The organism is Leptospira saintgironsiae, assembly GCF_002811765.1.
Classification (GTDB): domain Bacteria; phylum Spirochaetota; class Leptospiria; order Leptospirales; family Leptospiraceae; genus Leptospira_B; species Leptospira_B saintgironsiae.
This window is the reverse complement of record NZ_NPDR01000001.1, coordinates 994,744-1,020,233: the sequence shown is the minus strand read 5'-3', so window position 1 is coordinate 1,020,233 and position 25,490 is coordinate 994,744. Positions and strand designations below refer to the sequence as shown.

Below are 25,490 nucleotides of genomic sequence, written 5' to 3'. Positions count from 1 at the left end.
CTAGGCTTCCTTTTTCTCTCCCATTCTTGAAAGAATTTCTCGGATCTTACCCTCTGCACCTTCAGGAGTTAAAACCAAAAGAACATCTCCATCTTCCATTTTGGTTTTACCAGTTGGAACCAAATGAGAATCTCCTCTGTAAATCAAAGTGATCAAAGAGTTTTCAGGGAAATCCAATTCGTAAACGAACTTACCCACAGAAGCAGAGCCATAGGGAACAATATATTCCAAAAGTTGAGTATCGCTCTTGTCCTTGTTTTCGAATTCAAATGGATAAGAAGCTCTTTGTTCCAAAGCTGCCTCAAGTCCTAAAATCCGAACTGCAAATGGGATGGTAGATCCTTGCAATAGTAAAGAAGTTAATACAGTAAAGAACACTATATGAAAGATCATCTCCGACTCTGGGAGTTGTTTTGCAAAAGGAAATGTTGCGAGAATAATCGGTGCAGCACCTCTTAATCCCACCCAGGAAACTAAAAGTTTTTCTCTCCAATCTACATTAAATCCGGTAAGAGCCAAAAACACCGCTGCAGGTCTCGCAATCACTGTTAGGAAAACTGAAAACGCTATTCCTAACGCGGCGACGGAAGGAATTTTAGATGGGAATACCAGAAGTCCTAAGGTGAGGAACATCACGATCTGCATCAACCATGCAATCCCATCCATAAAACGAACATTACTTCGTTTGTGGACGAAGGATCGATTTCCTATGATAATCCCTGCTATATACACTGCTAAGAACGGGTTTCCTCCGATCAAATCAGTTGCAGCATATACAAATAAAACAGAAGCTGAAAGTAATACCGGATACAAACCTTCGTAATCTAGTTTGATCCGGTTCATACCTCTATAGATCCAATATCCTAAAAGTAGACCTAAGATAATTCCTAAACTGAATTGCTGGAAGATAGTCCAAGCTAAAGTGTCCCAAGAAGGAGAAGTAGATCCAACAAAACCTAAAACAGAAGTGGTCAATAAAACCGCAAGTGGATCGTTACTTCCTGACTCCAATTCTAAAAGAGAAGTGAGTCCTTTTCTCATACCTATATTACTAGTTCTGAGAACATTAAACACTGCAGCAGCATCAGTAGAAGATACGATCGCACCTAAAAGAAATCCGATAATAGGATCAAAACCCATTACAAAAATTGCGAATACTGCCACGAACAAGCAGGTGAGAAGTACTCCTAAGGTTCCGAGAGAAATACCTTTACCAAGTATAGGTTTTACCTTGACCCAGTCTGTCTCTAGACCTCCGGAGAATAAGATAAATGCTAATGCGATAGAACCGACCTTACGAGTCAGATCTGCGTCATTAAACCAGATCTTTAGAATGCCGTCGGAACCTGCCAACATTCCGATCGTTAAGAATATAAGTAGAGAGGGAATTCCAAATTTTGTGGAAACGCGCAATAGGCCTATGCTTAGGATGATGAGGCTCGAAAGAGCTAAAATTTGAAACTCGAAGTTAAGAGAGTTCAATTCCACTACGATAGATTCTAATCCTTTGAAAATTATGCGATTTCTTTTTTTGTGTGAAAAAAACTATTTTCTAAACAAAAATCAAAACCATAGGACCCATTAGACTACGTCAGAGTTCAATTCGTACAATAAATCTTCCAATTCTCTGGAGTCAGTGACTTCTACCAATCTATCCTCTCCGAATTCATCTGCTTCTATCTTCACAGCAAAATATCCGAAACTTTCTTCTCCCTTCAAAAATCCTACATCCAAATTGATAAAATCAGTTTCGTCTTCGGAGGAAGGTATGAGTAAAAAATATTGATGCTCGTCTAACTCGACTACTTCTCCCACAATAAAAGAATATGGATTTCCATCCTCATCCAGCAAGTGAAGAAGTTCGTCACCTAGCTCCTCATGCTCTGTGGATTCGGTTTCCTTATCGTAAGATTCTAGCACCTTGAGTCTTTCCCTACTGTAAAGATCGGCCCAAAAAAGGATTCGGCTTTGCTGTAAAAGGTGGACAAACTCGAAAATACGTCGTTTATAGGATGAAATTCCGTCATTTATGCATTCAAATCGCGTAATTTTCCCAATTTTTATTCTCTGCCTTCTACTCTCTTGGAATTGCGGAAGGGCAGATTATGGCTTCGGAGAAATTGAAGAAGGTAAACTAAACACAAAAAATTGGGATCCAAACAAAACGATTCTTTCACTTAGGGGAGAATGGGAATTGGTTCCAGGGAAATTTTTGGCATCGGAGCCTGAGCCAGAACGAATCCAAAAGAAGATTTATGCGCCAGTTCCTCAGATCTGGAATGAATTTACAACAGACGGAAAACTTTTATTCCCGAATGGAAAAGGATTCGGGACCTACTCTCTTCATATTCAACTTCCTGAAAATTGTCCTGAGTTAATGTTAAAAGTTCCAGATCTAGGAACATCTTACTCAATTTACGCTGATGGAAAACTTTTAGAAACTGTAGGCAAAGTAGGAAAAACTCCTGAGACTTCTGTTCCATTCCTGCAATCCTCTTTAGTCCTTCTTCCCCAGAATCTGAAAAGATTGGATTTTGAGATTTCCAATTTTGCACATATCAACGGTGGCCTTTGGTTCACTCCTGAGATCGGAGTACCTTCTCTCATATTAAAAAAATTGCATTATAGCCAAGCAATGGACGTAGCAAGTTCCGCCGCGGTGTTAGTTCTTGCGATCTATCAGATCATGGCTTTTTTAAGAACAAGAGAAGAAAAAAGCCAATTATACTTCGCGCTATTTTCCTTAGCTTCCGTATTTAGATTTTTCCTGACTGGAAATAGATTATTCAATTATGTATTCCCTGAGGTTCCTTGGGAGATCAGTTATAGATTAGAATATCTGAGTACGTATATTCTTTGTTCAGGGTTTTTGTCCTATTCTGCCACTGCATTCAAACAGGATTTCCATCCGAAAACGGAAAGGATCTCTCTGATTATAATGTTATTTTTCACAATCCCTACATTGGTATTACCTGCAGAATATTATGCAAGATTACTCTTCCCATTCCAATTCACGATCCTAATAGGTGGCGCTTACACTTTATTGGGATGCGCAAGAGCAGTCATTCACGCAAGACCTGGTTCCAGATTTTTCTTGCTCGGAATTTCTTTTATAATCGTTGCAGGTGTAAACGATATCCTATCTTCTAATTATGTATTAAATAATCATTATATATTGGCTCCAGCGATATTTTTGTTCATATTCTTCCATAGTTTGGGATTTTCATTCTCCTTTTCCAGAGTTTTGAGAACTTCTATGGAGGCAGAGAAGGGACTACAAATCGCAAACCAGAACCTGAACGAATTAAAAACGGAACTGGAAAATAAAGTAGAATCCAGAACTGTTCAACTTACTGCTGCAAAAGAAAAAGCAGAATGGGAAGCAAAATATAGATATGATTTCTTGGCAATCATGAGCCATGAGATCCGAACTCCTTTAAACGGACTTTTGGGGACTTCTAACCTTCTTTCCGAAACAACTTTGACCCAAGAGCAAAAAGAATACGCGGAGATCATTCAAGCTTCCGGAGAGAACCTTCTCCACTTAGTGAACCAATTATTAGATCTTTCTAAAATAGAAAACCATCGTTTCGTGTTGGAAATCCTACCTTTCGATCCATTCGCTGTTTTACAAAGAGCTGCCAGAATGGTAAAAGCAAGAGCGGAAGAAAAAAGAGTCTTAGTAGATATATCCTATCCGGAACACCATCCTGGAATTTTCCTGGGAGATGAAGGAAGGATCCAACAAGTACTCTTAAATCTGTTGAGTAATGCAATCAAGTTCACAGGCTCAGGAGGAAAGGTCTGCCTTGGAGTTCGTTTTTATGGAGAAGATCTTTTCTCTCGAGTATTAGAATTCTGGGTGCAAGACGACGGAGTCGGTATCGCAGAAGAACAAGCAGCAGTATTATTCGAACCTTTTGTACAAGCAGACTCTTCTGTTGCTAGAAAATTCGGCGGAAGTGGACTCGGCTTAACTATTTCCAAAAAACTAGTGGAGTTAATGGGGGGAAGTATCCGTATCACAAGCTCTCCAGGAAAAGGATCTAAATTTTCATTCTTACTTCCATTCTCTCAAGAAGAACCTGAAAAACAGGAATTGGAAGAAGAGGCAGCTCCACCTATCGTCCTACCTCCTCTCAAAATTTTGCTCGTGGAAGACCAAGAGTTTTCCAGAAGGGTTGCATCCGATATTTTGACTAAACTTGGAATGAAAGTACATTCTTTAGGAATGGGAAAAGATGCAATCGTCCAATTGGACAGAGAAACCTACGAGATCATACTTTTAGATATTGATCTTCCAGATATTAGCGGTTTAGAAGTTTGCAAAAGAATTAAGGAAACTTTCGCTCATCCTCCTTATCTTGTGGCTTGGACTGCTCATGCTTTACCAGGTTCAGAAGAATTTTTCGAAAATTCAGGATTTGATTCTTATCTTAAAAAACCTTCTCTCAAAAGGGATTGGATCCTGTTTTTAGAAAGATATGTGCAAAGCAGGCCTAAACCTGCGGGTTAATTCATTCAAAATGCGTAATATATTTCTCTTCACTTTTATCTCATTTATACTGTTCGCATCTTCCAATTGTAATTCAGGGGGAAAACAGGATTGTGGAAGGGCAACTCCAAGCGATAAAAAGACTGCAGAAATATTGCAGACTGCTTGTTTGGCGGATCAGAGTAATAAGACAGTATGTGATCTATATCTTTTAGAAGCAGTATACCATACACATTGTTGGTAAAATAGAAGATCAGAATTCTTCGAAAGGAAGTTTATTCTTTTTGGAATTATTGCAGTCTTTGCAAGCAGGAACCAGATTTGCTTTGATAGACTTTCCACCTTTTGCTAAAGGAATTAGATGATCCATTGTGAGATCATCAGGTGGAAATTTTTTACCACAATAATGACAGATGCCGTCCGCTTTTTTCTTTCTCCACCAAGGAGTTTTACGTAATTCCTTTGCGATCTGTCTTTGTTTTTTGATCTCGGATTCGCTTACCCAAAGAAGCGGCTCTTCCGAATATTCTCCTGGTCCATTCATGATTTAAGAATATTGGATCCAATCAGAACCTGGACCGGACCAGGCCAAACGTAAGAAAGAAGATTTGGATTCGCAAAAAACTCCGTCTTTGATCCCAGAAGCAGTTACTAAAACAGTATCTCCAGTTTTCAGATCCAGATCTTCTAATTTACATTCTCCACTTAGTACCATCAAAACATGGAACACAGGTTCTGAAGAAAAAGAAGGAAGAGAAAATTTCTTCTTAGAATCAATTTCTAAAATTTCCATTCTGAATTTGTCATTTGCAGTTAAAACAGAACGAGAGAATTCAAAAGAATCAATTTGTTTAGGACTCAATCTGTCTTGAGGATCCGCAGAAGAAAAATCCAAAACGTCCAATGCTTTTTTAAGATGTAACTCTCTTGGTCTTCCATAATCATACACTCTATAAGTAGAATCAGAAGATTGTTGGACTTCCATCAAAAGAATACCGCCGCCGATCGCGTGAATTCTTCCGGGATTGAGAAGAAAAGAATCTAACTCTTTTACTTCTACTTCGTTTAAAATTTCTTCTACTCTGTTTGTTTGTACGTATTCTGAAAATTCTTCTTTATTTGTTTGTTTAGAAAATCCACAAACTAGTTTGGAACCTTTATCTGCTTGTAAAACTGTCCAAGCCTCTTTTTTGCCTGCACTTTCAGGATCAAACTTCTCCGCATATGCATCGTCCGGATGGACTTGTACGGATAATTTTTCTTTAGCATCTATCAGTTTGATCAATAAGGGAAAGCTCTGTCCTTTAAAAGGTTTTCCGAGCACCGACTCATAATTGGAAGTATATACTTCTCTAAAAGTTTTTCCGGAACATTCTCCGTTTGTAATTTTGGAAAGATCTGAACCGTAATCCGAAATCTCCCAGGATTCACCAATATCCCCTGAAGGAATACCTCGTCCCAATACGGTTTCTAATTTTCTACCGCCCCAGACTTTTTCCTTATAGATGGGCTCGAATTTTAAAACCTTCTGCATATATGCCTATTTTTTTTGACCCTGGAAGAGTTCAATTTTAACTTTTAAGATCCTTTTCTTGAAATGAGTAAATACGTCGGGGCGAAACCCGGATAGGTCCAAGGTATAGATCCTTCCTGGCACCAATGTACCTGGTTCAGGGCTCCATTTTAGGTATCTATAACTTTTATAAGATCCCTTTCCTCCGCAGGAAGCGCAGTTCAAATCAGAACCTCTGCATTCTGGACAAATGGATCTGACTACCAAAGGAATTGCTGCGAATATTCTACCCAATAGCTCTTCCGGTTTAAGACAGATCCGAATATCATGATAGATGCCCGTGTATTTTTTGCGATCCCTGCTTCTCATTCCGGCACGAAGAAGGCCCCTTCTTGCAAATTCAACCGCTTGGGTAGCGAATAAGATCCTGGAAGGTGGGATCAGATGAATTCCATTTTTTGCATGTTCTTGTCGTTTACGGATCTTAAATTCTTGGTCGAAACGAGAACGTTCTTCCGGTTTAGAAAGTATCTGATAAGATTCCAATACTTTTAAGAACACAGGCTTAGAACCAGTAAGCCTATTATCAGGATGGAAAATTTTAGCGAGTTCTCTATATCTATGTTTGATAGAATCCGGGCTGGCATCGAAACTCAGGCCCAGAACTCGATAATGATCTGTCCAGGCCGAACTCATGGTAAAATTTTAGACTCTATAACTAGTTTAACGATTCGAATTATATTCTTGGAAGGAACCACCGTTTTCCAATCCATCAAGCATGGTGTCCACATCCTTCTTGTCTGCACGGATTGTTCCTTCCACATACTTGTCAATAGCTTGGACCACTTCCGCAAGATTGTCTCTATAAGAACGAACAAACTTGACTCTTTGGTTCGGACTCCTGATGTTTCCGAGACTATACACCTCTTCTTTCGTTCCGGCATCCGTTTTTCTTTTTACAACTAAAACAATATTGGAAGGATCAGAAGCTGCAACCTTCTCGTTTTTTAATTCTCCGATCTCATCGTTCACTGGTCTGAGTTTAGTAACCAGTGACTTTCGAGTGATAAAGCGAACCCCATCCAGTTTTAGGGAACCTTCTCCCCCTGAAACTTTTAGATAAAACTTTTTATCTACTAAAAACCTGTCTCTAACTGGAAAATTGAAAGTTTCCATCGCGGGAACAAACTGGAAATACTCATTATCAATAATTTTTTTCCTTCTACTAAGGAAAGGGAGCATATCTTCTATTCTTTTATGAAAGTCTTTGATATCTTTGGTCAGTCCTTCTATGTCACGGACCTGTAAAGGTTCGTAAGGAAGAATTTTGATCTGACCGTCCTTCTCAAAGTCTTGGGAAAATATTTCCCAACTGAATAAGCAGATCAAAAGAAGTAAGATGAATGGTTTCTTCATTCGTAGAGTCCGGACGATTTCCTATAATTAGTGTCGTCCATTCCGTCAAAAAGCCCGGATTTTTCCTAAAAATTCGTTGAATTCCGGCCGGATTCTACGAAAAGGGAAGGGACGGTTATGGAAATCAGCATTAGAAAATCCAGCGAAACAAATATAATCAGCCTCTCCGGGAGCCTGGACATCTATACGTCCATAGATCTCAAAAACTTTTTCGAACAGAACATTGACCGAAATAACAATAACGTTGTGATCAATCTGGAAAAGTTAAACTATATCGATTCCTCTGGGATCGGGATGCTAATTAAACAACTGAATTATGTCCAAGAATTGAGCGGAAAATTTTTCATCGCGAACATGAAGCCTGCGATCGAAAAAGTTTTCAAAGTAGCAGGACTAACTTCTTATTTCCAAACTCTTTCAGAGTCAGAGTTCATAAGCCAGTTTCCCTGATCTTTAAGGATATTCCGGGGCGGTGTAGGACAAAAACGCGTCCCAAACTCCCCAAAACCTTCCCTTTTCGCCGGCAAGTGGCGTAAGATTTAAATTCAGTCTACCTTCTCTCAACTCAGATGGATCCACTGTGATATAAACAGGAGGAGTTACCGCGTAAATAGACTTGGAGTATAGGTTTGCATCCGGAAAGCGGATCGTTCTCTTCAAGATCCCATTTGCAGAAATCCTTAGCTCCCTATCTGGCAAAATCGCTGCATTTTCCGTCTTAGAAAATAGTGTGAGATCAAAATAAACGTAGATGATGTCTTTTCTGTTCGAGTCTGCGATGAGTAGGATATCCAACCCAGTTTCTGGGACCATTCTACATTGGTTGTCGAATAGCCGACCTGTTCCGGCGCCTGGAGCGGGATCCTTTCTGTCCGGAGCTAATTTCAGACCATTATGATAGGCCCAAATGGAAAGTTCGGGGAAGGTTTTATAATCCTCGGAAATATAGTTTTCTCCCCCCATCGGTTTGGAGAAATTCTCAAAATTTTTCGTTTTCCGATTTTCCTGACTGATCGGACCCTGTCCGGCAGCGGCAAGAATTAAGAATAAGAGAATTGCAATTCGGCGCCAGTCCATCTTTTTAGAATATCGACCGTCCTTTGGAGAGAAACTTGAAAATTCTTAGAAGTCTGGAGAACTTAAAAAGCAACCTAAAGACTTCCACAGTCGTAACTTTAGGGAATTTTGACGGGATCCATCTGGGCCACCAGGCTCTTTTAGAAAGAACCAAGGAAATTTCCCTGGAAAAAGGTCTCCCTTCCTGCGTAGTCACATACCATCCTAACCCTGCTCTAGTTTTGGGAAAAGACAAGGACCTGGGAGGGATCACCACCCAAGCAGATAAAGAAAATTTAATAGAATCTTATGGGATTGACTGGCTAGTCGTTGTCCCGTTCACACTTGAATTCGCCCAAATAGAGGCAGAAACCTTCCTTAAAGAAATACTAATCAATGAACTAGGAGCAAAATCCATTCTGATCGGATTCAATCATTGTTTCGGAAAAGGTAGAAGAGGAGATTATGAACTTCTCAAACAATACTCTTCCGAATACGGATACGATTTGGAAAAATTAGATCCTGTATTTCTTGGCACTACAAAACTTTCTAGCTCCTATATCCGCTCCTTATTAAGAGAAGGTAAGGTAGAAGAAGCAGAAGAATGTCTTGGAAGAGAATTCTCAGTTACAGGAACAGTTGTACAAGGACACCAAAGAGGAAGAACAATCGGATTTCCTACTGCTAATGTGCAACCTTTGCCCGAGTTGATACTTCCTGGAGTAGGAGTTTATGCGGGAAGAACCGAGGTAGAAGGTAAAACCTACCCTTCTATGATCAATATAGGAAATAATCCTACTTTTGGTGACCAAACAGTCACATTAGAAAGCCATATATTCGATTTTTCTGATGATATCTATGGGAAGAAGGTTAACGTTATTTTTACCAAAAAGATCAGAGAAGAGATCAAATTCCCTGGAGTAGATGCTTTAATCTCTCAATTGAAGAAGGACGAGACTCTTTCTAGAAAGATACTACAAGAAAGATAGTCGGTTCCCTCCTGAAACCGGCAAAGCCGATTATTAACTTTTTTTAAAATTTAAATCCGCCAAATACAGGAATTCCTTTTCTTCCCAAAAGGATCCCTTCCAAATCCTTGGGAGGAGTATAACGCAGAATATTGGCAAATAGATGCGTAGGAATATGATCCGCCCAATTTGGCACGGATTGGAAGAATGGGTCCCAAGATAAGCCACCTGATGCTTCATCTTCTACCAAAACGATCTCTTTTCCTGAAAATTCTTCGAACCAAGACTTCAAAGATTGTAGTAAATTCGATTTATTTAAAATACTAATCCCTTTTGGGAAATCTAAAAGGTACTTTTGAGGGTATTTAGCCTGGCAGGACTCATTGGAACAGATGATATATCTGACTTCTTCCAAGAATGCAGCCCAATCTCTGAGTCTACCTCTGGATTTATACCAAGGAGTTTTACTGGATACCCCACATTCAGGGCAAATACATACTGGAGTAAGTGTTACTCCTTTAAAGGAAAGTATCGGAGTCTCTTTAAGAGTATGAGATATTGATTCTTGGATCAAATAATCGGAGCTAGGTTCCATCGTTCCTACGGGATCCAGTACACTCATTCGATTTTCCTCTTAGGCCGCGACGGAGCGTTAGTCGCGTCAATCCTATATACAATGTCGTCTAACGCAATCTATTTTCTTAATAAGCGAATCCTAATTTTTCTGGATTTTAATCTCTCTAAAACTATGGTTTTCTGGGCCAAAAAAGGTCCGTCGAGAAGTCATTCGGGATTGATTCCGAATTAGGACCCGGTTAGGATGCCTCGAAGCGTCGGCCTATGAATTATTACCTTTTTCTGCCAATAAGCGCTCTAATTATAAATACTCTTCTTATTTCATATGTTTTCGCAAGAAGGTTCCGAAGCGCAGTTATCCGGGACTTTTTACGATTCGTTCTATTCTTAAATCTTTGGCTGGTTTCTTATATTTTATATTGGAGTATGCTTCCTCCGGAATGGATGACTCCTATTTTCAAACTTTCTTGTTTTACCTGGATCCCTGTTGGCCTTCTATTCTTAGAAACAGTCCATAGATTTTTAAACATTCGTTCGACAATCCTACTCCCTTTCTTTCGTTTTTCTGTAGTATTAACCATCTTCCTGACAGCTTCTACGGATTGGGTCATCAAGGGTTCTATCTTATACGATTGGGGTTATGAATTAGAACCTGGGATTTTGTTCGTTCCTTTTAGTACGGTCGCGGTCAGTGGCCCAGCGATCTGGGGACTCTATCTTCTTTTAAAAGAAAGATTCAGGACAAAACAAAGAAAGATCAAACAACAATTGAATTTTTGGATCTGGGGAACAACGATCGCACTTGGGATCAGCGCCTACACTGAGTTATTCAATCTGGACGAACAGGGCAGATTTCTATTCGTTCCTTTAAGCCCAGCAGCTATTAGCATACAGGCATTTTTCATTTTTGTGGCGATCACACGTTATGGATTTTTAAATATCAGTTTAGAAAGGATCGCAGTAGAATTATTCCGAGATATTCATGATGGGATCGTTCTTACAAAAGAAAACCATGAATTCTTTTTTGCTAACCAAGCTGCAATCGCAATCTTAGATGGTTCTCCTTCTAGAGAAGGTCTGTTCAAACCAGAATGGCATTTTGCAAATTATAGACAAGAGCAGGATCATATTCCGAGAGACTATCAATTAATAGGTAACTCAAACCTACAGTTCATTGAACTCACAGTCTCGGAGATTAGGATCACAGAAAATGAATCCGGGACCTTATACCTTTTACGGGACATCACTGAAAAGAAAGCGGCCCAAGAAAAAATCCATCAACTATATTCACAAATCGTAAATGACTTAGAGATTGCTCGTGTCACTCAGGCTTCCATCATTACCCAAAAATTTCCAGATAAGGGTTCTTATAGGATACATTCTTTTTTCCAACCAATAGACAAGGTGGGTGGGGATATGTTGAGAGTAATAGAACATCCTGAAGAAAGAGTGGATATCTTATTCGCGGACGTTTCTGGGCATGGGATCGCTTCCGCCATGGTAGGAGGAATGCTTTCCATCGCATTCCAGATCGTATCAGATAAAAAACTTTCTCCTAAAGAAAGTTTGTCTGAGATCCACGAAATGCTTTCTAAAGTAGTATTGCATCATCATATCTCCGCAGTGTATGCAAGTTTTTATCCTCAGGAAAATCGAGTTAGATTCTCTTACGCCGGACATCATCCTATGCTTGTTTTCAGAGAAGGCAAAATTTTGCCTTTAGAAGGAGAAGGTAGGATCTTACTCGCTGTCAAAGAGCTACATTTGAATGATTATCATTTCGATCTGCAAGCTTCCGACAGATTATTATTTTATTCAGATGGTTTATATGAAGTTAAGAATAATGTGGGAGAAATTTTCGGTTACGAAGAATTCTTAGATTGGATCCAAGGAATGGCAGACAGAGACACTCGCTCTCTGTTAGAAGCAGCTCATAGAAAAGCATTAGAATTCGGCAATGGAAAACATAATGATGATCTGGCGATGTTAGCCTTGGAGATTGGACCGTGAACCCATATCTAATCCTTCCATTATTCGCATTATTTATCAATCTATGGTTATTCACCTATGTTTTAGCACTGAAAGGAAAACATAGAGTAGTTCATTTATATCTTTTCTACTCCGCAGCATTAAGTCTCTGGATTATTTCTATTATTCTGTATTGGTCTTTTTTGCCATTTCATTGGATGACTTGGATATTTAAGATCAGTTCAATTTCCTGGCTATTAGTTGGCCCTTTATTTTTAGAGTTTGTATTCGCATTCTTATCAAAAAACCCGAATATAGTTTTATATCTTTTAAGAGGATTGGCACTCGCAATATTTCCGATCACATTGACTACCGATTGGATTATAGCAGGTGTAGAAAGAAAATATTGGGGAGATATGCTTATCCAAGGTCCCCTTTATGTATATGGGATCAATCTTCTCACAGTTTCTCCTCCTGTTTACGCGATCTTTCTTTTGATTTTTGAATCCAGAAAAGAAGAGATAGGATTCAGAAAACAATGTTATCTTTTGGCATTCGGAACATTCCTTTCTTCCGTGCTTGGATTTTTAACTACAGTTCTTCCTAGGATCTTATCCAAAGGAGATTTGCATTATCCTCCTTTAAGCGGAAGTGTAACTGTGATCCAATCTGCCTGCGTATTCATAGCGATCGCAAAATACGGGTTTTTAGAGATCCGATTGGAAAAGATTGCACTCCAATTATACGCAAAACTTAGAGAAGGTGTGATCTTATTATCTGCATCTGATGATCTGCTCTATTGGAACGAAAGTGCAAAGGAAATGTTAGGCTTTCCTAAAATAACAGCCACTCCTGAAAAGTTGGATTTAGGAAAATTTTTAGAAGGATTTACAAGAAGGCCCTTCTCCAGAATGGACTTCAAAAGAAAATTTTCGGAACCAAAAAAGATCTCTTCTGAAGAAGATATACTCCCCTCTTCCGATTCAGTTTATTTAGAAGTTTCCAAATCGGAAATCCCAATCTCCGGAAGAGACTTAGGTAGAGTATATGTACTACGAGATATCACCGAAAAAAAAGAAGCTTCTGAAAGGATAAATATGCTCTATTCTAGAGTGATCCGAGATCTAGATATAGCCAGAGAAGTACAGAATACGATTACTACCAGAGACTTTCCTTCTTCAGATAAATTTAAAATATTCTCCTATTTCCGCCCATATGATCGAGTGGGAGGGGACGTTCTGAATTGTTCCGAAAGTGCAGACGGAAGCCTTGAGATCTTATTTGCAGATGTTTCAGGACATGGAATATCTTCCGCAATGGTGGCTGCAATGGCATCCATCTCATTCAATGTATTTTCCAGAAAGGGAAATAAACCTAAAGAAGGTCTATTATTCACAAATGATCTACTTTCTTCAGTAGTGACCCAACATTTCATCTCAGCAGTTTTTCTTAGATACGATCCTAACACAAGAATATTAGAATATAGTTATGCAGGTCACCATGCTGGACTTCTTCTTAGAGATGAACAAACCTTGGATTTACAAGGGAAAGGAGGGGTTTTACTTGCAGTAGGAACTCCTATCTTGGAGGATTTTCAAATACAACTTAAGCCTGGAGACAGAGTATTATTATATTCGGATGGTTTATTTGAAGTTAGGGGATCTAAAGGAATTCCGATGGGAAACGCTACTCTTGTGGAAGCGGTAAAAAAACTTTCTTATCAGGATTCGGACAGTCTGATCCGCTCCTTAGTATCCTATTCGGAATCCTTCGGAGACGGGATCATGACGGACGATCTAACCTTATTCTGTTTAGAAATTACAGGTTAAACTGCGAGAGAATCCGCCTGCTCTTTTACTTTTTCCAAGAATGGAAGGAATTCATCTAGAACTGCAGGGATCTCATACTCGATAATATCTCCTGCACGAATAATATCTTTTTCTTCTAGAGCTAAAGCAACGGAAGCAAGTGTATCGTTTAAGTCGTTTGTTTTTTCTTCAAAAGTTCTTTCTGCGATTTGGATCTTAGAGAAATCCATTCCAGGAAGTTTTTGCCTTAAAGTAATAAATGAAGTCAGAAGAACATTGATCTGAGAAACAGATTGAGTAAGAAGATGTGTTGCAACTTCGTCTTTTCCGGCCTGATAACTTTCATTTACTTTTACAAAACTTTCTTTCAAAGCAGGAACAGCCTTGATAAAAGTATCTAAAATTTCTCTTAAAGTAGGAAGTTCCAGATCAAGAACGGAAGCTCTTGCTACAAGATCCATCACGAATAATTTCAGATCTCTTAGGTATTCCAAAAATTCTTCGATCGCAGTAGTTCCATCTAGCTTGGAAGAATTACGGCTCAATTCATCCAGGATATCACTTACTGTTGATCCGGTTCCCATAGGTTTGATCTGATCATACTTCAATTTTAAAAGTTTGCCTGCAGATTCCAAAAGGCTACGGATCCATTCTATTCCGTCTGTTAACTCTTTAGATTCTTTTTCAGTCAGAGAATCTCTACCAAGTAAAGTAGTTCCGACTTTATCTACATAAGAATCCAACTCGTGAAGAGAACTGATCAGAATATCCAGTTCCTCTCCCACAAAAAATTCCATCTTGGAAGCTTTTGAAATGGAAGAATCACGCATTGTATTCTGGGTAAATTCTTCCCCATCCACAACGCAGGATAATAAAAATTTTCCGTTAGTTTCCACCCAACGACGTACCGCGTCGAAAACCTCTCCAAGGTTCTTTTCATTTTCAATGACGCTTTCCAATTTTTGCTCGTTTACGAATATTTCCACGGTGATTCCTCCGTTTATATTATAATTCCTTTATTTATCGTCTCCGCCCTGTCCCCTACTGAGATTATTATTCAGATAGGAACCAACGGCCTTATTTCGACCCACACCCTGCTCCATATATAGGAACTTTTCTTTGAGTTTTTTTTCGTAACTCATCAAGTGTGATTCGAAGTTTTTGATCTTCTTATTATTATCAGAAACTTGTTCTTCTAATAACTTGATCTTGCTTGTAACCAGTCCGCCTGCGAACTGAGTATAAGGTTTCAAATGTTCTACCAGGTTTACACCAACTCCGGTGTCCATTCTGGCATCGGAATTTGTATCCTGAGCGAATAAATGTCGAACTGCATCCGGATTCTCTGCAAGTTTAGCTGCGAGTTTTGCCTCGTCCAAAGCAAGAAGACCTTCTTGGATATCCGCCCATTTACTTCCCACATCACCTGTTGAAATTCCAACATCCGAAAGTGTTCTGATCTCAGAATTAGGATAAGCAGGAAAAGAAGAAGTGGTCACAGTCTTCATACCTGCGACCAAACGGATGACTGAATTTTCTCCGGCTAAAATACCAGTTTTAGTTTTTCCTTCCCAGAAGGATCTGGTAATATCCGGATCTTCCAGTTTAGAATCGCTGATCCCGTTTTCTCTATTAACCGCGGTTGCATCCTTAGAGTATTTTAGAACATTATTATATGCTTCTATAAACTCTTTGATCATTCGGATCCCTTTTGCGGAATCCACTTTGATGTCTACGGTGGCAGGACCACCTTCGCTCTTTTTGTTCAGGTTCAGAAGAACTCCGTCCAAAACGTCGGTCAGACCTTCGTTTTTAGGCCGAGTGATCTCTATTCCGTCTACTAAAAAAACCGCATCCTTAGCTTCTACGATTGTTTTTGCAGGTTTGGCACCGTTAAATTCGGCAGGAAGAACAAATCTGAAATTAGAGAATTCTTTCTCTTTTCCAGTTTGGTTAATTACAATTACCTTATGGATCTTCTTCCCATCCATATTGGATTTGAAAGTAACACGAACCTTCCCCTCTTTATGATAGGCCTGTTCTAAAAATACTTTATCCTGCTCATCTTGATCGTAGATCACACCTAGAGAAATTGTTTCGCCTTCTTCCAAAGGTTCAGAAAGAGTAGCTTCAATTCTTGCACCCTTCTTCCCTTCTCTTGCATCCATATGAAATTGGAATGCTTGTTTAGAACTCAACTTGATCTTAGAAGGTTCTTTTTTTTCAGGATCTGCCGCGATAAATGTAGGTTTAGAAGTCGCAGTCATACCATACTTATCCGGTTGAAAAGGATTTGTCTGACTTGCTTCCCAAGGAAGATAAAAAGACTGAGGTGGATCCTGAGGAAGCATTCCTCCTACAAGAGAGGCCGCCTTAAGCACTCCATTTGGATCATCAAATTTCAGTTGATTGTCTTTACCAGACTGAGAAGCAGCTAAAGTTAAAACCGTTTTATCTTGATCCACTTTTACGATAGTCGGTTGAATAATCCCTGCAGCAGCAGTACGGATTGTAAGATATAGATCTCGGATAGTTCCACCTTGGAATTCTATCTCCTTCTCTATTTCTCCTGAAAGAACTTTGAAAGTACCAGCAGGTATCTTTCTTTCAGAATCGATAGGATCACCAGAGATCTGATGATATGTCGCAAGTTCTTTCACTTCTATCTTACGCTTTCCGCTGCTTGCAGAGCGCGCAGCGTCTCCTGTGATCACACCTTCTGGATCAGAAACGATCGACTTGGTCGCAAATGGCGCAGTGAAAGATATAATTTCTCTAGTCTTGTTTTGGAGGTCTGTAGTAAGAGTTTTAAGATCGGACCATGCTTTGACCTGAGCCTGATTAAAACCGTTTTGCCTTTCCAAACGGCGAATCGGCTTTGCTTCTAGCTCTACCAGTTTTTTTACGATTTGGTTCGTATCCTGGCCGGAACTCAGTCCCGGAATAGAGAATGCGGGCATAGTCCCCTCCTTCTAATTCCATCGACCGAATTCCTGAAAGTATAAGGGCAAAAAACGATTTTTTCGTTGTTTTAAACCGTTTGTCTTGCCGAAACCTTTACCTTCAATTTGGCCTTTAAACCTTCCATATAGCCTAAACTATCCAAATTGTATTCGTCTACATAGGAAAGTCTTTCCGCTCTTAGCTCTTCAGGAATACGAAGTGTAGAACGATAGAATAATAAACCGGAAAGAAGCCTGGCACTTGCCCATACGATCTCATCCGCAGTTTCTTCTCTCTCTTCGGAAGTCGCTAGATCCTTATACATAATAACTGCTTCCTGGAAACCATCCCAAACTTCAGAGAGGACTTTTGTTTCTTCCATTGGAAAATGGGACCATTCGTTATCTATATATTCTCTTAGGAAACCATGGCCACTCATCCCTGTGACAATCCCACCAATACTCGCGTTCACTTGGATTTGAGAAGTTCCGTCATAGATGGTTGTGATCCGAGAGTCTCTATAAATTCTCGAGACATCATAATCTTCGGTAAAGCCTGCTCCTCCATGAAGTTGAACCGCGTCACCAGCAATCTTAACACAGGACTCTGAACAATAAAATTTGGAAATAGGTGTAAGTATTCCGGCTAACTTTTCCCAATATTTCAATACAACATCTGATTTTAGATCTCTTTCTGTGGCACCTTTTTCTTTCAGATGATCTCCTCTGAAATAGTATAGGTCCATCGCGCGAGCGCCTTCTAACATCAAACAACGCATTGCCATTGTTTCTCTTTCCATTCTGCGCAGGATTTTGCGAACTGCAGGAATGGTTCCAATCGGTTTCCCAAATTGAATTCTTTCAGTAGTATATTTTTTAGTTTCAGCTAACGCTGCTTGTGCGATCCCCACTCCCTGTTGAGAGATCCCCATACGTGCCCCATTCAACATTCCCATAGTATGTTTGATAAGCCCGTGACCTTCTTCTCCAATCAAGATGCCAGGAGTATTTTCTAAAACGATCTCACATGTTGGAGAACAATGTAGTCCCATCTTCTTCTCTATTCCAGCAACTTGAATATCTTTGGATTGGACTAAGAAGAAAGAAAGTCCTCTCGCACCACTTCCAGGATTTCCAGTTCTAGCTAATAGCAACAATATAGCAGGAATTTCGCCAGTACCACAACCTTGGGTAATAAATCTTTTGGTTCCGTTTAATAAATACGTATTTCCTTCTTTATGGGTGGCCTTAGTGCGAAGTCCTGGTAGATCGGAACCATGATCAGGTTCCGTAAGTCCCATAGCGCAGGCAAATTCTCCAGCGGCCAAACGAGGCAACCATTCGTCTTTTAATTCTTCACTTCCATTTTTTTCTACGATCTCCGCCAAGTTCACGCAACCTATCGAAATACAAACGGACGCATCTACTCTATATAAGATTTCGCTAAAGAATGCTCTAACCGTCCAAGGAATTCCTAAACCACCGTACTTTCTAGAAAAACCTGTAGGTTGTAATCCTGCATCTCTTGCTTTCCGGACGATCTCTAATAATTTTTCCGGGAATGTAACTTTTCCGTTCTCGAATTTTACTCCAACTTTGTCCAATTCGGCAACATAAGGAGCGATCTCTTTACCTGCAAATTCTCCCACAGAGTCCAGTAAAGTTTTATAATATTCTAATGCTTCTTCATGAGAAGAAGGAGCGGCAGCAAATCTTTCGTCTCCCGCTTTATATTTTGCGGCATCAGTAAATCCGCCCTCGTAGGAATCTACAATTTCCTTCCAATTAATAATATGATCGAAATGTAACCTCAGGTCGGATACATCGTTAAAGTAGTTGTTTTGCAGCATGATAAGAAGATTCCTTTAGGAGATGATAAAGTATCTTCTTAGAAAAGGAAAGGTCAATTCGTTTTCAAGATAGAAGTATTCGAATGAACTAGTGTTAGTTTGAAGGGCAAAATATCTGAACGGATAATGTTTCCAAGGTGATTTTCGTAACGTTCGCTCTAATTCAAATTACAACAAACTCGAACAGCTTCCATTAATTTATTCACGTCCCAAGGTTTTGGGATCACTGTATAAGTCCCTGCTTCTTTTTTTACTCTGTCCACTGCGGCTGCGTCCACATGTCCAGTGATCAAAATGGATCGGATCTTAGGATATTTTCGATGGACCAAAATTAAAAACTCATCCCCCTTAATCCCTGGCATCAACCAATCGGAAAGGATTAAGATCACATTCACACCTGCACCTACCAGATCATCTATGACTTCCATAGCTTCTTCTGCGTTTAAGGCAGTTTCGTATTGGAATAAATTTCCTAGTTGTTTTTTTAATTCCTTTTGTAAGGTAATTAAGATGATCGCTTCATCATCCACACATAGGATCGCATTCTGTGATCTTTCAGTTTCCAATAGATTCCTCTTTTTTACGGTTCGCAGATTTCAGCCAAACTTCGAACTTAGTGCGTCCAGGCTCACTTTCAAATTCTATTTTTCCGCCCATCTTCTCTACGATCTTTTTGCAAATATCCAGGCCAAGACCGATACCCTCTCCAGGATTTTTGGTAGTGAAGAATGGATCGAAAATTTTATCTTGGATCTCTTTCGAAATTCCAGAACCGGAATCCATGAAAGAAACTATAATCCAGGATTCCCTTTTTTCCGTTGAGATTTCGATTTTACCTTTATAGTTCATGGCCTGCAATCCATTATTTAATAGATTGATCCATACTTGATTCAACTTATCAGGATCTCCCAAACAAAGTTCGTTTGTCCGATAATGTTTAATTACTTCGACCCCGTATTTGATCTTATTATGATATAGGGCGATAATTGTTTCCAGCTCAACTTCAATATCTACCGGGACAAGCTCCTCATCTCCGTTATGCGCTCCCGGGTTCAGATAATTTTTAAGCGCATCTACAACATAAGATGCCTTTCCAGTCGCGATCGAGATCACATTACTGAATCTCACAATAGATGCGATAGAAGAAACCGCGTTCAAAATTTTCAGAGAATTTTCAGTCTTCAAAAGTTCAGGAAGTTTTTCTCCCAATCTATGGATCCCCAATTCTAAGATCATATTTACCGCATTCTCAGGATCTGAAACAGAAGCTTCTTTAAATACGCGCACAAGTTCTCGTCTCAAAGAACGATTCGGTAAGATCTCCGCCTGGGAAATTTCCTTCAAACTTTCATCTAATAAAAATTTGAAATGCTCGACTTCTGTTTTGTTTAGGCTAAGAAGAAGGTCAGGTATTTCCTTAACCTCTTCGTATAAGATATCCAAAATTGCACGATTTGAAGAGACAATCGCTCCCAATGGAGTATTTAATTCGTGAGTCATTCCGGCAGCAAGCTGACCCAGGGCCGCTAACTTTTCGGAAAGAAGAAGTTGGCTTTGAGTTTCATTCAACTCTTTGGAGATCTTCTTTTGATATTCCAAAGATTCGGTTAGATCTTTATTCGTTCTTTTCAGTTCTTCCGTTCTTTGATCAATTTTACGTTCCAGATTTGCATTTAGATCTAGAATTGTTTCTTCTGCTTCTTTACTCTTAGTAATATCATTGGAAATACCAAAAATTTGGGTTGGTATTCCTTCAAAATCCCTCTTATAGATCAATTCCCTAGAAACGAACCAACGCCATTTCCGGTCCTTATGATGCATTCTGTATTGGTGTTCAATTACATCTCTATCTAGAGCATTTAAATATCTTGGAATGATATCAGTTAAATACACCTGATAATCATCAGGATGCATAAGTGATTTTAAAAGAGAATTCCCCATTATCTGAATCTCTTCTACAGAATATCCTAATAACCTCTCTACGCCTATATTACTATACACGTTCCTTCGTTCCTGTATATCATATATATATAATATATCAGGGCTAATATCCAAAATGGATTCTACAAATCTGTTCCTTTCTAAAAATTTCTCTTCTATATTTTTACGCTCAGTGATATCCACCATCACTCCGCGAAGCCATTTTTCCCTATTGCCCTCGGTGATTACTTTCACCATATCTCTAAGCCAAATGACAGTTCCGTCTTTTTTCAAGAATCTATATTCAAAATCGTGGGCTTCCAATCTTCCCGTGCAGGCAACGCAGTAATTCACCGCATAATCCTTATCTTCTGGGTGAATATGGTCCGCCCAGAATCCAGGAGTTTTCCATTCTTCTACGGAATATCCTAGCAGATCCTCAGCTTGTTTACTCACAAACGTGAAATTAAAAGTGATTGCATCCGCTTCCCAAACAACGCCTGGAGTAGTATCTACAAGATCTTTATATTGTTCCTCACTCGCCTTTGTTCTACGGAACGCTTCTTGTAACTGCTCCGCCATATGATTGAATGAAAACGCAAGAGTCCCAATCTCTTCCAATTTACTGGAAGGGACTCTTTGAGAAAAATCCCCTGCCGCCATAGCTCTAGTAGCTTGAGAAATATTACGGATTGGTGATGTAACAATTCCTGCGAGAAATGCCGCGATCAAAAGTGAAAGAGTCAGAGCGACAGCGAATACTTTTGCGGACTCACTATTACCTATCTGCACACCTTCTAAATAATAAGAAGCAGGCATTGCTGTGATTACGATCCAATCATTTTCTCCTGCATTATCCCTATACGGAGTTACCTGAGTGAGCCAAGTCTCTCTGGAAACAGGTTTTGCAGTTACTATATCAAATCTAAATTGAAACGCTGCCCTAACAGAATACAGATCTCCGTAATCTTTGAGAACAGAAAGAATAGAATTCCGTATTACTGGGTCCCCACTCTCTGAGGCGGATCCAATATTACTAAAACGTAAATCCGAAGAAGCTACAATTCGAGTTTCTCTATCTACAATAAAAGCTCTACCATGTCTGGCTATATTCGTATTTTTCAATAAAAGAGAAACTTCTTCCGGTTTTTTCTGGATAGAGCGAGCCAGATAATCATCTAACCTTAGATTAATATTCTCCGAGATCTCTTGGTGTAATCTAGCAGCGAGTTTGCCGGACGCAGCTTCTGAACTTCTCAAAGTCAAATAAGCAGTGGCAGCCACCATGATCAAAACTAAAAGTATAAATGGAGTAACTAAGAACATTCGGATTGGAAGTCCTTGTCCCAAAGGAACTCCATCTTTTCCAAATTTTTCTTCCTGCCAGTACCATTCTTTATAACTTAAAACTAACTCTCTTGTATGGCCTGGAATTTCCGCCCAAAATAATCCGTACTTTTTAGCCAAAGGTAATGCGATCAGCATCGCAAAAGGAGCGACTATCCAGGTAACTCCTGTAGTAAAAAATAATGCAGGAGTGATATTTCGATAAGAGATCTCTCTAGTAAATTGTTCAGAACAGATATATCCCCAAAGTTGAGGCTCTATACTCATGAAGATAATTACGAAAATCGAATATAATATCCAGGTTTTCAGTTTTTTAAAATCTGGATCTCTTCCGATCAACTGATATGCCACCCAAAAACAGGCCGGGTTGATAAAATAACCTAAAAGCCAATCGAATAAAAAATCAGGAGGAACACCTTCTATCAGATCCGAAAGTCCATAAGCAAAAGGAACCGCAAGAAGTGCAGGATAACCGAACAAAAGAATACAAAGAAAAACCGTTAGATCCTTTAAGGACTCGAATGTCTGAGCACCCGGAACCAAAACGATAAAAGAACCTACATAACCTGTGATAAAAATAAAAACAAAAGTGAATGGAATGCTTAGAAATGCCTGGGTGTCCCAGCTTTGTTTTCGGCGACCAAAACCGAATTTACCTCCGGGGTTAAAAGTAAAACCTCCGTAGGCGCAGATCATTAAAAAGAGCCCGACAATATAGCCGAATCTGCCCCAGATGTCTAGAAAAGACAGAGGAAGAGAGGCAAATAATTCTTCAAACCAGTAGACGATCGAATTCACGGGAGGTTATCCTACAAAATTCTCTTCGGGCCAGAGAGAATTTTGGAGTGCCGGAAGATTTCACACCTAACCTAAAGAAAGTCAATCCGGTTTAAAAAAAATTGAATAAACAGAATGCAAAAAATCCGCTCTTAAGGGATAAAGAAGATCTCTTAAGAATGTGCGTGATTATGAAGATGATTCTCGCAATATTCCTTATCTTCACAATTCACACAATAGCGGAATTCCAATTGAGGATCCGTTGCCTCAGTGGCCCCACAAACATGACATTTATGAACTGTAAATACTTCTGACTGTTTGGCTTTCCAATTAGAGGTTTTACGCTCCCGGATCTTTGTGCCTAAAATATCTCTTCCGAAGAACAATAATAAGCTGGAGAATCCAAAAAATAATCCCGCCCAAGGTAGGATAGAGTTGAACATTCTCATCTCGTCTCCCCTTTCCCAGAACAAATATACAAATAAAGCGATCCCAATCCATTTCATTCGAATTGGAATAATAAAGAATTCTAAATTAGGCATACGGATTGCAAGAGCCAATAAAAGACAATCATAGATCATCTTAGTCTCCACAAACAATGGGTAATATAAAGAAAGAACTCCACCTATCGTAATAAAGAAAATTAAAGAAAACAAAAATAGATTAAATCGAAGAGAACCCATGTCCTCTTCCAAAATTTTTCCGACGGAAAAAACCAGATACGTGTAGAAGGCCAAAAAGATCCAAGGCATATAAGTTCCAGCTTGGATCTCAGCCGGAGAAAGTAGATGAAATACAAATAGGCCCGCATTCCACCATCTTCCTCCATCCAACATGTCAGGAGTTAATACACCGATCTTAGGATCGATCAATAAGGAAAATAAACTCACAAAGAACGTAATAGCAGCAAAATATCCAGCTGCGTTTTGGAATGAAATAATATCTATAAATTGGTTTCTTAATCTTCTCAATGGAATTCCTTAACAGGAGAATATTCAAAAAGTATAAATTATTTGACGTTGATAAATTCTAAAAATCCGCCGAACACATATCCGTCTTTTTTCTTCCACTTCACTTTGACCCAACGGCCTTGTTTACCGTCCTGGATCTCGACTTCTCCGGTCTCGCCTAAAGTTTCTACAACGTCGCCGTCCGGGACCAGATCTATTTTTTTAGCTTCTATATTAGGAGCGATCCTCAAACGAAGACCTCCTCCTGCATGGACCTTCATGATCTTTTCTATTTTACGAGGTTCTACTTTTTCTACGGAGGCACAATTCCAAATTAAAATAGAAGCAAAGGCCAAAAAGAATGCGAGGATCTGTTTCATTCGTCTTCCTGAATATATTATCTGGATTTTGGATAAAATGGATTCCAAGGAATATCCGTAACTCCATAGTCCAATCCACTTTGTAATAATGCTGTAGAGATTTGGCTGCGATGATGAGTCTGATGATTGAAAAAATGAGTGATCAGAAGCCATATGGGCAATGTGATTTCTTTTTTGTACATGTAACTGTAAAACTTCAGATCTTGTGTGAGCCACTCTGAGGTAATGGTTTTTACCCATTCCGAAATCGTCGAATCTAATTCAGTCCTAAGTTTTTTGAGTTCTGACAGATTAGAAAACTGCATCTCATGAAAATCCAATTTTTGGATAGGCCTAGAATGGAATCGATCCAACCAAGAAAGATCCATCATGATGATATGATTCCAGGTTTTAGCCATAGAGCCAAAAAAAAGTTTTTTATCTTCTTCCAATTCGCCTGATCTTAATTTTTCAGATACATTTAATAAGGATTCGTTTTGCCAACTATTGTATTCTGCCAAAGCGACACAGTATTCTGGATCTATCATGCTGAAATTTTGAGCAATGATCTAAATAGGTCAATACATATTAAAATCTGAAGACAATCCCTATTTCTTCAAAATAAATAGGAAACCTACCGACAATATCTCTGGTCCAATTTTATATGTTTGCCCGGACTTTCATAGGATTAGTTGTATTCTGTTTTTCGTTCGCAGTATCTGCTAACGGAACGGTAACATCTTTCTCCGGGACAAAAAATTCTAAACAAAGTTTTCATTTCGAACTTTCTCATTCCGCTCTTTCTAATTTAGTCATTTTAGAAAAAGAATCCGAACGAATAGAAACAGAAGCTGCTTCTATATATTGGAAAAGTTTAGGTCTATTCTCTCATTCAGAATCATTACTTTCTTCCTTGGATTCTGAAGCGCCATTATACATTTCTGCGTTTAATTCAAACTTATACACGATCCGACTCATCATTTAGAAACTTCTCCACATATATTTAATTTTTATAATATAGGAGAATTTTATGCGCAACGTATTCTCATACATAGCCGCGGCATCCGTGGTTTCAGTTTCCGCTCCAGTGGCTGCGGAATCTTCCGAGTTGAGATTATTTCAAAGACTATCAGTATTTCATGAACAATTACTTTCCAGTGATGACAAAAGAACAAATCCAAAAGGACTCTCTGGAATGATCCGTAGAGCTAAAGAAAGTTCCGGAGAAGAAAGGATCAAATATGCTAAGTCATTGACCTTTGCAGAATTATTGGAAAAAGCGAGTTCAAGAGAAGAGCAGGAATTTTTATATTCAGAGTTATGTTCTTCCTTAAAAGATGTGGCACCCAAATTCCAACTTTATTCTTTTCTCTGCCCTAAAACAGGAAAGGTTTGGATCTCTAAAACAAAAGAAGTCCGAAATCCTTACCTGATAGATGAAAGAGAAACAGGAAAACTGATAGTTTAACAAGATCAGAAAGAAGCGGTTTAACTCAGGATCTTCCGCTTCTTCTCCCCTGAAAGCAGGCTTGACTCTCGGCCCGT

24 protein-coding genes are annotated in these 25,490 nt (G+C 39.2%); 8 read left to right on the top strand and 16 right to left on the bottom strand.

Annotated features, from left to right (window positions below; genetic code table 11):
* Positions 1-1,488: a potassium/proton antiporter gene (locus tag CH362_RS04765; protein WP_244280468.1), complete on the bottom strand. Its 1,488-nt coding sequence runs from the start codon at positions 1,486-1,488 to the stop codon at positions 1-3.
* A gap of 93 nt (positions 1,489-1,581) precedes the next feature.
* Positions 1,582-1,920, bottom strand: coding sequence for a DUF1292 domain-containing protein (locus tag CH362_RS04760; RefSeq protein WP_100709161.1), 339 nt, complete (start codon positions 1,918-1,920; stop codon positions 1,582-1,584).
* A gap of 109 nt (positions 1,921-2,029) precedes the next feature.
* Between CH362_RS04760 and CH362_RS04755 the strand changes: the two genes are divergently transcribed.
* Together CH362_RS04755 and CH362_RS19145 are read left to right on the top strand one after the other, a co-directional pair.
* The gene (locus CH362_RS04755; protein WP_100709160.1) at positions 2,030-4,516 is read left to right on the top strand and encodes an ATP-binding protein; all 2,487 of its coding nucleotides are present in this window, start codon (positions 2,030-2,032) and stop codon (positions 4,514-4,516) included.
* Between the two features lie 10 nt (positions 4,517-4,526).
* Complete coding sequence (locus tag CH362_RS19145; RefSeq protein ID WP_125169706.1) at positions 4,527-4,739, top strand: hypothetical protein; 213 nt, start codon at positions 4,527-4,529, stop codon at positions 4,737-4,739.
* Between the two features lie 9 nt (positions 4,740-4,748).
* On the opposite strand, the gene CH362_RS04750 is transcribed toward CH362_RS19145, so the two are convergent.
* From CH362_RS04750 to CH362_RS04735, 4 genes are read right to left on the bottom strand one after another with little or no spacing between them, the layout of a single operon-like run.
* Positions 4,749-5,039, bottom strand: a complete 291-nt coding sequence (locus tag CH362_RS04750; RefSeq protein ID WP_100709159.1) for an HNH endonuclease — start codon at positions 5,037-5,039, stop codon at positions 4,749-4,751.
* Between the two features lie 3 nt (positions 5,040-5,042).
* Positions 5,043-6,029 (bottom strand): type I phosphomannose isomerase catalytic subunit, encoded by a 987-nt coding sequence (locus CH362_RS04745; RefSeq protein ID WP_100709158.1) that lies wholly within the window; start codon positions 6,027-6,029, stop codon positions 5,043-5,045.
* A gap of 6 nt (positions 6,030-6,035) precedes the next feature.
* Positions 6,036-6,704, bottom strand: coding sequence for a J domain-containing protein (locus CH362_RS04740; RefSeq protein WP_100709157.1), 669 nt, complete (start codon positions 6,702-6,704; stop codon positions 6,036-6,038).
* A 27-nt stretch (positions 6,705-6,731) separates the two neighbouring features.
* Positions 6,732-7,424 (bottom strand): LIC_12936 family protein, encoded by a 693-nt coding sequence (locus tag CH362_RS04735; protein ID WP_100709156.1) that lies wholly within the window; start codon positions 7,422-7,424, stop codon positions 6,732-6,734.
* Between the two features lie 117 nt (positions 7,425-7,541).
* Here CH362_RS04735 and CH362_RS04730 point away from each other — a divergent pair, with 117 nt between their 5' ends.
* On the top strand, positions 7,542-7,874 hold the full coding sequence (locus CH362_RS04730; RefSeq protein ID WP_100709155.1) for an STAS domain-containing protein: 333 nt from the start codon (positions 7,542-7,544) through the stop codon (positions 7,872-7,874).
* Between the two features lie 3 nt (positions 7,875-7,877).
* On the opposite strand, the gene CH362_RS04725 is transcribed toward CH362_RS04730, so the two are convergent.
* Positions 7,878-8,501 (bottom strand): LIC10729 family protein, encoded by a 624-nt coding sequence (locus CH362_RS04725; RefSeq protein ID WP_100709154.1) that lies wholly within the window; start codon positions 8,499-8,501, stop codon positions 7,878-7,880.
* A gap of 35 nt (positions 8,502-8,536) precedes the next feature.
* On the opposite strand from CH362_RS04725, the gene CH362_RS04720 reads away from it, so the two are divergent.
* Complete coding sequence (locus CH362_RS04720; RefSeq protein WP_100709153.1) at positions 8,537-9,469, top strand: bifunctional riboflavin kinase/FAD synthetase; 933 nt, start codon at positions 8,537-8,539, stop codon at positions 9,467-9,469.
* Between the two features lie 43 nt (positions 9,470-9,512).
* Here the strand turns inward: CH362_RS04720 and CH362_RS04715 are convergent, their stop codons facing one another.
* Entirely contained in the window at positions 9,513-10,070 is a 558-nt protein-coding gene (locus CH362_RS04715) for a hypothetical protein (RefSeq protein WP_100709152.1), read from the bottom strand.
* Positions 10,071-10,288: 218 nt separating this feature from the next.
* Here CH362_RS04715 and CH362_RS04710 point away from each other — a divergent pair, with 218 nt between their 5' ends.
* Positions 10,289-12,034 (top strand): SpoIIE family protein phosphatase, encoded by a 1,746-nt coding sequence (locus CH362_RS04710; RefSeq protein ID WP_100709151.1) that lies wholly within the window; start codon positions 10,289-10,291, stop codon positions 12,032-12,034.
* Positions 12,031-13,821 (top strand): SpoIIE family protein phosphatase, encoded by a 1,791-nt coding sequence (locus CH362_RS04705; protein WP_100709150.1) that lies wholly within the window; start codon positions 12,031-12,033, stop codon positions 13,819-13,821. Before CH362_RS04710 ends, CH362_RS04705 begins: the two co-directional genes overlap by 4 nt.
* On the opposite strand, the gene CH362_RS04700 is transcribed toward CH362_RS04705, so the two are convergent.
* The 8 genes from CH362_RS04700 to CH362_RS04665 form a co-directional block, all read right to left on the bottom strand.
* Positions 13,818-14,786 carry a hypothetical protein gene (locus CH362_RS04700; RefSeq protein WP_100709149.1) on the bottom strand — a complete coding sequence of 323 codons (969 nt, stop codon included), beginning with the start codon at positions 14,784-14,786 and terminating at the stop codon, positions 13,818-13,820. The two genes, CH362_RS04705 and CH362_RS04700, sit on opposite strands and share 4 nt — an antisense overlap.
* Positions 14,787-14,816: 30 nt before the next feature.
* Positions 14,817-16,760 (bottom strand): flagellar filament capping protein FliD, encoded by a 1,944-nt coding sequence (gene fliD, locus CH362_RS04695; protein ID WP_100709148.1) that lies wholly within the window; start codon positions 16,758-16,760, stop codon positions 14,817-14,819.
* Positions 16,761-16,831: 71 nt separating this feature from the next.
* Positions 16,832-18,592 (bottom strand): acyl-CoA dehydrogenase family protein, encoded by a 1,761-nt coding sequence (locus CH362_RS04690; protein WP_100709147.1) that lies wholly within the window; start codon positions 18,590-18,592, stop codon positions 16,832-16,834.
* Positions 18,593-18,750: 158 nt separating this feature from the next.
* Positions 18,751-19,158 carry a response regulator gene (locus CH362_RS04685; protein WP_100709146.1) on the bottom strand — a complete coding sequence of 136 codons (408 nt, stop codon included), beginning with the start codon at positions 19,156-19,158 and terminating at the stop codon, positions 18,751-18,753.
* Positions 19,148-22,657, bottom strand: coding sequence for a PAS domain-containing protein (locus CH362_RS04680; RefSeq protein WP_100709145.1), 3,510 nt, complete (start codon positions 22,655-22,657; stop codon positions 19,148-19,150). The genes CH362_RS04685 and CH362_RS04680 overlap by 11 nt, the downstream gene beginning before the upstream one ends.
* 152 nt (positions 22,658-22,809) lie before the next feature.
* Positions 22,810-23,607, bottom strand: a complete 798-nt coding sequence (locus CH362_RS04675; protein WP_100709144.1) for a hypothetical protein — start codon at positions 23,605-23,607, stop codon at positions 22,810-22,812.
* A 38-nt stretch (positions 23,608-23,645) separates the two neighbouring features.
* Complete coding sequence (locus CH362_RS04670) at positions 23,646-23,966, bottom strand: SH3 domain-containing protein (RefSeq protein WP_100709143.1); 321 nt, start codon at positions 23,964-23,966, stop codon at positions 23,646-23,648.
* A gap of 17 nt (positions 23,967-23,983) precedes the next feature.
* On the bottom strand, positions 23,984-24,493 hold the full coding sequence (locus CH362_RS04665) for a DinB family protein (protein ID WP_100709142.1): 510 nt from the start codon (positions 24,491-24,493) through the stop codon (positions 23,984-23,986).
* A gap of 116 nt (positions 24,494-24,609) precedes the next feature.
* Here CH362_RS04665 and CH362_RS04660 point away from each other — a divergent pair, with 116 nt between their 5' ends.
* On the top strand, positions 24,610-24,930 hold the full coding sequence (locus CH362_RS04660) for a hypothetical protein (RefSeq protein ID WP_100709141.1): 321 nt from the start codon (positions 24,610-24,612) through the stop codon (positions 24,928-24,930).
* Between the two features lie 45 nt (positions 24,931-24,975).
* The gene (locus CH362_RS04655) at positions 24,976-25,413 is read left to right on the top strand and encodes an LIC13259/LIC11441 family protein (RefSeq protein ID WP_100709140.1); all 438 of its coding nucleotides are present in this window, start codon (positions 24,976-24,978) and stop codon (positions 25,411-25,413) included.
* Positions 25,414-25,490: the final 77 nt, after the last annotated feature.

Coding starts and splice junctions, on each gene's coding strand:
- CH362_RS04660 (WP_100709141.1), top strand. CDS start 24,610: ATGTTTGCCCGGACTTTCATAGGATTAGTTGTATTCTGTTTTTCGTTC.
- CH362_RS04725 (WP_100709154.1), bottom strand. CDS start 8,501: ATGGACTGGCGCCGAATTGCAATTCTCTTATTCTTAATTCTTGCCGCT.
- CH362_RS04740 (WP_100709157.1), bottom strand. CDS start 6,704: ATGAGTTCGGCCTGGACAGATCATTATCGAGTTCTGGGCCTGAGTTTC.
- CH362_RS04730 (WP_100709155.1), top strand. CDS start 7,542: ATGGAAATCAGCATTAGAAAATCCAGCGAAACAAATATAATCAGCCTC.
- CH362_RS04735 (WP_100709156.1), bottom strand. CDS start 7,424: ATGAAGAAACCATTCATCTTACTTCTTTTGATCTGCTTATTCAGTTGG.
- CH362_RS04665 (WP_100709142.1), bottom strand. CDS start 24,493: ATGATAGATCCAGAATACTGTGTCGCTTTGGCAGAATACAATAGTTGG.
- CH362_RS04745 (WP_100709158.1), bottom strand. CDS start 6,029: ATGCAGAAGGTTTTAAAATTCGAGCCCATCTATAAGGAAAAAGTCTGG.
- CH362_RS04690 (WP_100709147.1), bottom strand. CDS start 18,592: ATGCTGCAAAACAACTACTTTAACGATGTATCCGACCTGAGGTTACAT.
- CH362_RS04755 (WP_100709160.1), top strand. CDS start 2,030: ATGCATTCAAATCGCGTAATTTTCCCAATTTTTATTCTCTGCCTTCTA.
- CH362_RS04715 (WP_100709152.1), bottom strand. CDS start 10,070: ATGAGTGTACTGGATCCCGTAGGAACGATGGAACCTAGCTCCGATTAT.
- CH362_RS04750 (WP_100709159.1), bottom strand. CDS start 5,039: ATGAATGGACCAGGAGAATATTCGGAAGAGCCGCTTCTTTGGGTAAGC.
- fliD (WP_100709148.1), bottom strand. CDS start 16,760: ATGCCCGCATTCTCTATTCCGGGACTGAGTTCCGGCCAGGATACGAAC.
- CH362_RS04670 (WP_100709143.1), bottom strand. CDS start 23,966: ATGAAACAGATCCTCGCATTCTTTTTGGCCTTTGCTTCTATTTTAATT.
- CH362_RS04655 (WP_100709140.1), top strand. CDS start 24,976: ATGCGCAACGTATTCTCATACATAGCCGCGGCATCCGTGGTTTCAGTT.
- CH362_RS19145 (WP_125169706.1), top strand. CDS start 4,527: ATGCGTAATATATTTCTCTTCACTTTTATCTCATTTATACTGTTCGCA.
- CH362_RS04710 (WP_100709151.1), top strand. CDS start 10,289: ATGAATTATTACCTTTTTCTGCCAATAAGCGCTCTAATTATAAATACT.